We start from the raw sequence: 7,142 nt of genomic DNA, 5'->3' as shown, positions 1-7,142 counted from the left end.
GGTACCGGGACGGACGGCGACCGAATCGCCACCGAGGTGATGCGGCTGGCCATCGACGGGATGCTGGAGGAACTCGAGCCCAACCTCTGGGAGCACGACCTGCAGCGCCTGGTCGACTTCGGCCACTCCTTCTCCCCCGCCGTCGAGATGGAGGCGCTGCCGGAGTTGCTGCACGGCGAGGCGGTCTGCATCGACATGGCGCTCAGCTCGGTCCTCGCCCACCGGCGCGGCCTGCTCGACGAGACCGAGCTGCACCGCGTCCTCGGCGTCATGGCTGACCTCGGCCTGCCGACCTGGCACCCGGTGTGCACCACCGAACTCATCGCCCGCGGCCTTGACGACACGGTGCGCCACCGCGACGGCAAGCAGTTACTGCCGCTGCCCGACGGCATCGGGCACGTCCGCTTCGTCAACGATGTCACCCGCGACGAACTCGACACCGCTGTGGATGCGCTGCGCGACATCGGCGCCCTCATGGCGCGGACGTCCCTCTCCGCCGGCCGGGAGGTCTGAATGGACGGCGTACGCGCAGTACTGCTGGCCGGTGGCGAGGGCCGCCGGATGGGGCCCCTGGGACAGGGTCGGCTCAAGCCCCTGGTGCCGTTCGGAGGCACCAGTCGGCTCATCGACTTCAGCCTCGCCAACACCCGCGCCTCCGGCTTCCACGAGGTGCTGCTGCTGTCGCAGTACGAGGAACGACAGCTCATGGACGACCTGCACACCGTGTGGAACCGCACCGCCGACGGCTTCCGGGTGCATTTCGGACCGTACGACGCCGCGTACCAGGAGGCCACCGGGCCACTTCCGCACACCCTGCCGGAACGGACCTGGCCGGAGGAACGCGGCACCGCCGACGCCCTGCTCCGCAAGGCGCGCTACGTCTTCGGCCCGGGCACCTCCGAAGTGATGGTCCTGCACGCCGACCACGTCTACCGCTTCGACTACCGTGACATGATCCGACGGCACCGCGCCGACGGCGCCGCGCTGACCGTCTCCTACCAGCGCATAGAACGACGCTGGGTGCACCTGTTCGGCATGGTGGGTTTCGACGGGGCCGGCCATCTGACCGAGTTCGTGGAAAAGCCCCAGCACCCCACCAGTGACTTGGTGTTCGCCGCGTTCTGTGTCTTCGATGCACCCACCCTGCACCGCTACCTCGAACGCCTCGACGGTACCGACTGGCAGCACGACATAAGCCGGGACGTCATCCCCGCCATGCTGGCCGCCGGCGAACGCATCCGCGGTTACGAGGTCACCGGCTACTGGGAGGACATCGGAACCATCGAGCGTTACCACCGCGCCCACCTCGGTCTGCTCGCCGCCCCACCCACCCTCACCCTGGCCGACCTGCCGAACACCGTCCGCCCCGACGTCCCCCGCCGGTACGTCGGCCACGAGGGTGGCGTGCACGCCAGCATCGTGGCCGACGATCTGGTCAACGAAGGGCACATCGAGCACTGCGTGGTCTACCCCGGCGTGCACGTCGAACCCGGCGCCCAGGTCCGCGACTGCGTCCTGCTGCCGGGGACCCGCGTCCCGGCGGGCACCGACCTCGCCACCGCCATCGTGCTGGAGAACGGCACCGTGCAGCACTGCGGACCCGCCGCGGCCCTCGGAGGTGTCAGCCGGTGACCAGCGCACCCCCGGCCACGGTCGGTCCCCGCGGGTACGTCGTCGCCGACCTCGGAGGCACCACCCTGCGCCTGGGCCGCACCACCGACGGCGCCCTGGACACCGCGTCCGTACGCCGCATACCCACCGAAGGCATCGGCTGCCACCGCGCGCTGCCGCCCCAGGCTCTGCAGGACCGGATCGTCGACCAGCTCGTCGGTGAACTGGAGCAGTACCTGCGCTCCCCGCACGGGGCCGGCGCGGACGCCGTCGGTGTCTCTTTCGCCGGACCCCTGACCAAGAACGGCACGGTCCTCGCTGGTCCCACCCTGTGGGGCGGCGCGGCCGCACCGCTGCCAATCCGCGACATCCTCACACGGCGGCTCCCCGTCCCCGTCGTCGTCGCCAACGACATCACTGCCGCGGCCTGGCGCTATGCCGCCACCGAAAGCGATCCCTTCTGCCTCATCACCGTCAGCTCCGGCATCGGGCACAAGGTGTTCCGGCACGGCGAGGTGCTCGTCGACGACGCCGGACACGGCGGAGAGATCGGGCACTGGCGCGTCGATCCCCGCGAGGACGCCGTCCCCTGCGAATGCGGCGGACGCGGCCACCTCGGCGGCATCGCCTCGGGCCGCGGGGTCCTGCTGGCTGCCCGCCGCGCCGCCGACGACGACCCGCGCGGCTTCGCCTCCTCCGCGCTCGCGGTACCCGCCGCCCACCACCCGAGCGGCATCACCAACCAGGCCCTCGCCCAGGCCGTCCGCGCCGGCGACCCCTTCGCGACCGGGGTGCTCAGCACCTGCCTGCTGCCCCTGGCCCAGGCCGTGAACTGTGTCTTCACCGCGATCGGCATCCGCCGGTACCTCTTCATCGGCGGATTCGCCACGGCCGTCGGCCCCGACTTCATCCGGCTGCTGGGAGACCAGCTCACCCGGCTGGGCTGCTTCGGGATCGACGAACCGCAGATCCGCGACATGCTCGCCCTGGGCGCGGCCGACGACGACCACTGTCTGATCGGCATGGCCAGGATGATCGCCCACACCCTGCCGGCGACTGCGGGCACCGGAGGTGACCGGTGAAGGTCCTGATCGTCGGCAGCGGCTTCGTCGGCCGAGCCATCGCCCGCGGCCTCCTCCTCCACGGGCACGAGGCCGTACTCGCCTCTCGCACCCCGCCCTTCAACGATGGCTCCCCCACCACCCCCCTCTGGACCGCCCTGGACGTCGTCGTGCCCGGCGCGTTCGCCGCCGTCCTGGAGCGCACCGGCGCCGACAGCGTCGTCCTCGTGCACGGCCCCTCCGACGTCACGTGGTGCGAGAGCCATCCGCGGGAGACGATGGCAGGCCACGCCGGCGCGGCCCGCCTGGTCGCCCGGGCGGTCGGCGAACGCCGGGTGGTACTCGTCTCCACCGACAACGTCTTCGACGGCACCGCCGTCACCTCGACCGAATCCGCCTCCCCTAACCCCGCCAATGCCTACGGACGCGCCAAGCTCGCTGCCGAGGACATCCTGTCCGCTCTCCCCGATGTCGTCCTGCTGCGGGTCAGCCTGATCTACGGCTGGGAAGCCGCCGACACCCCCAAGTGGCTGAACTTCTTCGCCGCCTGTGTCCACCGGCTGCAGGCCGGCGAGACGGTGCGCGCCCCCCACGACCAGTGGACCACTCCCGTCCTGGTCGACGACGTCGCCGAAGCCACCCGCGCCCTGCTCGCCGCCCCCGCCGTGCCCCGTCTGGTGCACCTGGGCGGCCCGGACCGCATCTCCCGCGCCGACTGGGCCGCCGACATCGCCGCCGGTCTCGGCCTGCCCGCCGCGCGGGTCGTCCCCGAGCCCCGCGCCGACGGCCGCTACGCCCACCGGCCGCCGTCCACTTGTCTGTCCAGCGAGCTGCTCGCCACCCACCCCGCGACCGCGGCACTGAGGCCGCGCCCGGTCCACGAGGCCACCCAGCTCCTACTCAACCACCTTGTCCTCCCGCAGCCGAGGAGCACCACGTGACCGCGAACACGGCAGCGCACGTGGCCGGTCCGGCGGCCGGCGTGCCCACCGCCCGCCGGATCGACCACTTCGCTCTCACCGTCCCCGACCTGGACGCCGCCATCGGCTACACGGTCGACGTACTCGGTGGCGAACTCGTCTACCGGCTGCCCCCGCTCGCACACGACGACGACTGGATGCGCGAGCACCTCGACGTGCATCCCCGGGCGGCCGCTGAGATCGCCCTGGTGCGCCTGGGTCCCACCACCAACCTGGAGCTCTTCCAGTACACCGCGCCCGACCACATCGCTCGACCGCCCCGCCCGCACGACCCGGGCGCCCTGCACTTCAGCCTGTACGCCGACGATGTCGACGCGGCGCTGGCGGCACTGCACGCCCGCGGCCACGGCCACGCCCTCGGTCCGGTCCGCACCGTGCCCGGCCCGTCGGCCGGTGCGCGCTGGGTCCGTCTGCGCACCCCCCTGGGCGTCCCGCTCGAACTGCGGTCGGTGCCCTCCCACGCACCCTGCGCCGCCCGCCGTCACACCCCCGCCGGCCCCTGGACCAACCGCGACAACGGCACCGCCGCGTCCCGGGCCCTGCCCACGGTCCGGGGTGTGGACCACATCACGTACAGCGTGCCCGACCTGGACGCCGCTGAGGACTTCTTCGTCCGGGTGCTGGGCGCCGAGCCCCTCGGCCGTACCGCGTACGACCTGACCGACCCCCGTCTCGCCGCCGCCCTCGGCGTCCCGGCCGGCGGCGTCCTGCACCGGTCGGCTCTGCGGGCCGGACCCACCGACAACATCGAACTCGACTGCTACCGGGGCCTGCCCCGTGCCCGTACCCGCCGCCCGCGCAACAGCGACGTCGGCGGCAGCCACCTTGCGCTGTACGTCGACGATGTCGACGCCGCCGCCGCGTACCTGGCCGCCCATCCCGGCTGCGAGGTGCTCGGAGGCCCCGAGACCATCGACGAGGGTCCGCTCGCCGGCGACCGCTGGGTGTACGTCCGCACCTCTGTCGGACTGTATGTCGAGGTGGTCCGCATGCCCGACGGCGAACTCCCCTACGAGCGCGGCACCGCGGCGCGCCGTCGTGCCGCCCACGGCCTTCGGTGGCGGGACCGGTGACCGCGCCCGCGTCCCGCCGCGGCGCCGACGAACGACCAACGGAAAGGACTCCCGTGAGCACCCTGACCCCGACCGACCCGGAGACGCTGGCGGCATCCGTCGTCACCGCGCTCGCCGTGGACGCCGATCCCCAGGCCCGGGAGGCCAGCGTCTTCTACTGGGAACGCGGCCTGGAGTTCCGCAGGGCCGTGGTGGAGGCCGCCGGGCGGACCGGGGACGAGGCTGTCGGCCGTCTCGTCGCCGACCTGCGGGAACGGCCCGCCGACCCCGATGTGCACCATCTGCTGGCCCGGCATCTGGTCAAGTCCGCGGAACAGGGCCCCTCCTCCGCCCTGACGGCCCTCTTCCAGCGGGCATGGCAGGCCGAGGCCAATTCCCGCCTCGGGTACCACCTGGGTCGCGGTTACACCACGACCGGTCAGGACCCCCGCACCCTTCAAAACCTCGGCGCCCGCGCTCCCGGCCGCCGGCTCGGCCCCGGCGACACCCCCGAGGTGCTGGTTGTGATCCCTTTCCGCGACCGCGGTCCCGGGCTGCGCCTGCGCAACCTGCTGGCCTGTCTGCAGGCCCTGCGCGACCAGTCCGCGCCCCGCGGTTTCTACCAGGTCGTGGTCGTGGAGACGGACGAGACCCCTCGCTGGCGCGACACTCTGTTGCCGTACACCGACCACTACCTCTTCGCGTACAAGCCGGGCGCCTTCAACAAGTCCTGGGCGGTCAACGTGGGCGTCGTCAATGCCCCTGGCCGCGCCGAGGTCGTGTGCATCCTGGACGCCGACGCCCTCGCGGACCGCGACTTCATTGCCCGCAACGCCGCCCGTTTTCAGCGGCCCGGTGTGATGGGCCATCTCAGTTATCGCGACATGTGGTGCCTGGACGAGACGTCGACCTCCCGGGCCATCGACCAACGGTTGTGGCAGGGCCACGACCAGCCCGACGTCGAAGGACTGCGCGCCTTCGTCCTGCGCCGGCCTCCGGGGTGCTGCGTCTGGGCGCGTACCAGTGCCTTCCACCGCATCGGCGGCATGGACGAACGCTTCGAGGGCTGGGGCGGCGAGGACAACGACTTCGCCTACCGCATGGACACCCACTCCGCGTTCGACCAATACCACGACCCGCTCCTGCACATGTACCACCCGTCGTCCGCGGTGCTGCGCGAGGACGGCGAACTGGTCAACGCCCACATTCCCGCACTGAGCTGGGGTCCTTCGGCCACGGCCATCGGCGACGCCGAGCGCTTCCTTCGGCAGTCGGCCGGCGCACCGACCGACTGAGCCGGCCCGCACCTGCAGCCTCCTCGACTCCTCTCTGCGAGAAAGGCAGACATCCATGTCACGTCACGTTCCCGTCCTGGATCTGACCGAATGGGCGACGGCCGGTACGGACCGGCGTGCGGCTGCAGCCGCCGAACTCGACGCCTCCCTACGCCAGACCGGCCTGTTCCTGCTGCGCGGCCACGGTGTGCCGGAAGAGCTGACCGACCGGATGCGCGCCGAGGGTCGCGCGTTCTTCGGGCTGCCCACCGAGACCAAGCAGCGGTACTCCGTCGCCCGCCCCTACGACAACGGCTGGCGTGGCCTGGGCGCGCTCGACGTGGGTGCCGTCGACGGCATGTCCGGAAGCCCCGACCTGCACGAGGCGTACCACATGGGACCGGACCACCGCACCGGCGACGCCGCCTTCGACGAAACCTACTACCCGGACAACAAGTGGCCCGAAGAGCAGCCTGCCCTGGGAAGCACTGCGCTGGAGTACACCGGCCACATGACCCGGGTCGCCCACGAGGTACTGGAGGTCCTCGCGATCGTCCTGGGCCTGTCCGAGGACTTCTTCACCGCCAAGTCGCGGCGTGCCACCTGGACCCAGAACGTCAACTGGTATCCGTCCCTGCAAGCCATCGGCGATGTGCGGGAGGGGCAGATGCGGGTCGGACCGCACACCGACTTCGGCACCCTGAGCCTGCTCGACCGCCAGCAGGGCGTCGGCGGTCTGGAGGTGTGGAACGAGGAGGAGGGCTGGTTCAAGCCGCCCTTCGAGGAGGGAACCCTGGTAGTCAACCTCGGCGACCTGATGAACCTGTGGACGGACGGCCGCTGGCGCTCGCTGCGGCACCGTGTCCTCGCCCCGAGCGAGACCGCTCCGGACGAGGAACTGGTCTCGCTGGTCTGCTTCTTCGAGACCGACCCCGACACCGAAGTGGTTCCGCTGGCCGCCCCGGTCGGCGGCGGCGAGGGCATGAGCCCCGTGGTGGCCGGCCCGTACATCCTGGAGAAGGTCGGTGTCACCGTCACCCTCGGATGAGGTGGGGGTTGCGCCCTCGTGGGCGGTATGGGGGTGGCACGGGCCAGTCTGCCGACTCGTTTGGAGAGAACACGCCGGTCCCCCGCCGCCCCGCTCCTCATCGGAATCTCAGGGAT

6 protein-coding genes and 1 pseudogene are annotated in these 7,142 nt (G+C 71.7%); all 7 read left to right on the top strand.

Annotation, left to right across the window (positions count from 1 at the left end):
- A pseudogene (locus tag ABZ646_RS36015) lies at positions 1–513 on the top strand (2-epi-5-epi-valiolone synthase); the annotation flags it as partial.
- Complete coding sequence (locus tag ABZ646_RS36010) at positions 514–1,632, top strand: sugar phosphate nucleotidyltransferase (RefSeq protein WP_360528673.1); 1,119 nt, start codon at positions 514–516, stop codon at positions 1,630–1,632.
- Positions 1,629–2,693 carry an ROK family protein gene (locus ABZ646_RS36005; RefSeq protein ID WP_360528670.1) on the top strand — a complete coding sequence of 355 codons (1,065 nt, stop codon included), beginning with the start codon at positions 1,629–1,631 and terminating at the stop codon, positions 2,691–2,693. Before ABZ646_RS36010 ends, ABZ646_RS36005 begins: the two co-directional genes overlap by 4 nt.
- A complete protein-coding gene (locus ABZ646_RS36000; RefSeq protein ID WP_360528667.1) occupies positions 2,690–3,613 on the top strand; it encodes a sugar nucleotide-binding protein in 924 nt (307 codons plus the stop codon). The genes ABZ646_RS36005 and ABZ646_RS36000 overlap by 4 nt, the downstream gene beginning before the upstream one ends.
- The gene (locus tag ABZ646_RS35995; RefSeq protein WP_360528664.1) at positions 3,610–4,725 is read left to right on the top strand and encodes a VOC family protein; all 1,116 of its coding nucleotides are present in this window, start codon (positions 3,610–3,612) and stop codon (positions 4,723–4,725) included. Before ABZ646_RS36000 ends, ABZ646_RS35995 begins: the two co-directional genes overlap by 4 nt.
- A gap of 53 nt (positions 4,726–4,778) precedes the next feature.
- Positions 4,779–5,999, top strand: coding sequence for a galactosyltransferase-related protein (locus tag ABZ646_RS35990; RefSeq protein WP_360528661.1), 1,221 nt, complete (start codon positions 4,779–4,781; stop codon positions 5,997–5,999).
- Positions 6,000–6,054: 55 nt separating this feature from the next.
- Positions 6,055–7,026 (top strand): 2-oxoglutarate and iron-dependent oxygenase domain-containing protein, encoded by a 972-nt coding sequence (locus ABZ646_RS35985; protein ID WP_360528658.1) that lies wholly within the window; start codon positions 6,055–6,057, stop codon positions 7,024–7,026.
- Positions 7,027–7,142 lie beyond the last annotated feature (116 nt).

The organism is Streptomyces sp. NPDC007162, from assembly GCF_040634175.1.
Lineage (GTDB): Bacteria > Actinomycetota > Actinomycetes > Streptomycetales > Streptomycetaceae > Streptomyces.
The sequence above is the reverse complement of the archived record's forward strand: the minus strand, read 5'-3'. Positions and strand labels throughout refer to the sequence as shown.

What these genes read in the sequence shown, in the direction of transcription:
- ABZ646_RS36010 (WP_360528673.1), top strand. Translation starts at nt 514, where the DNA reads ATGGACGGCGTACGCGCAGTACTGCTGGCCGGTGGCGAGGGCCGCCGG.
- ABZ646_RS35985 (WP_360528658.1), top strand. Translation starts at nt 6,055, where the DNA reads ATGTCACGTCACGTTCCCGTCCTGGATCTGACCGAATGGGCGACGGCC.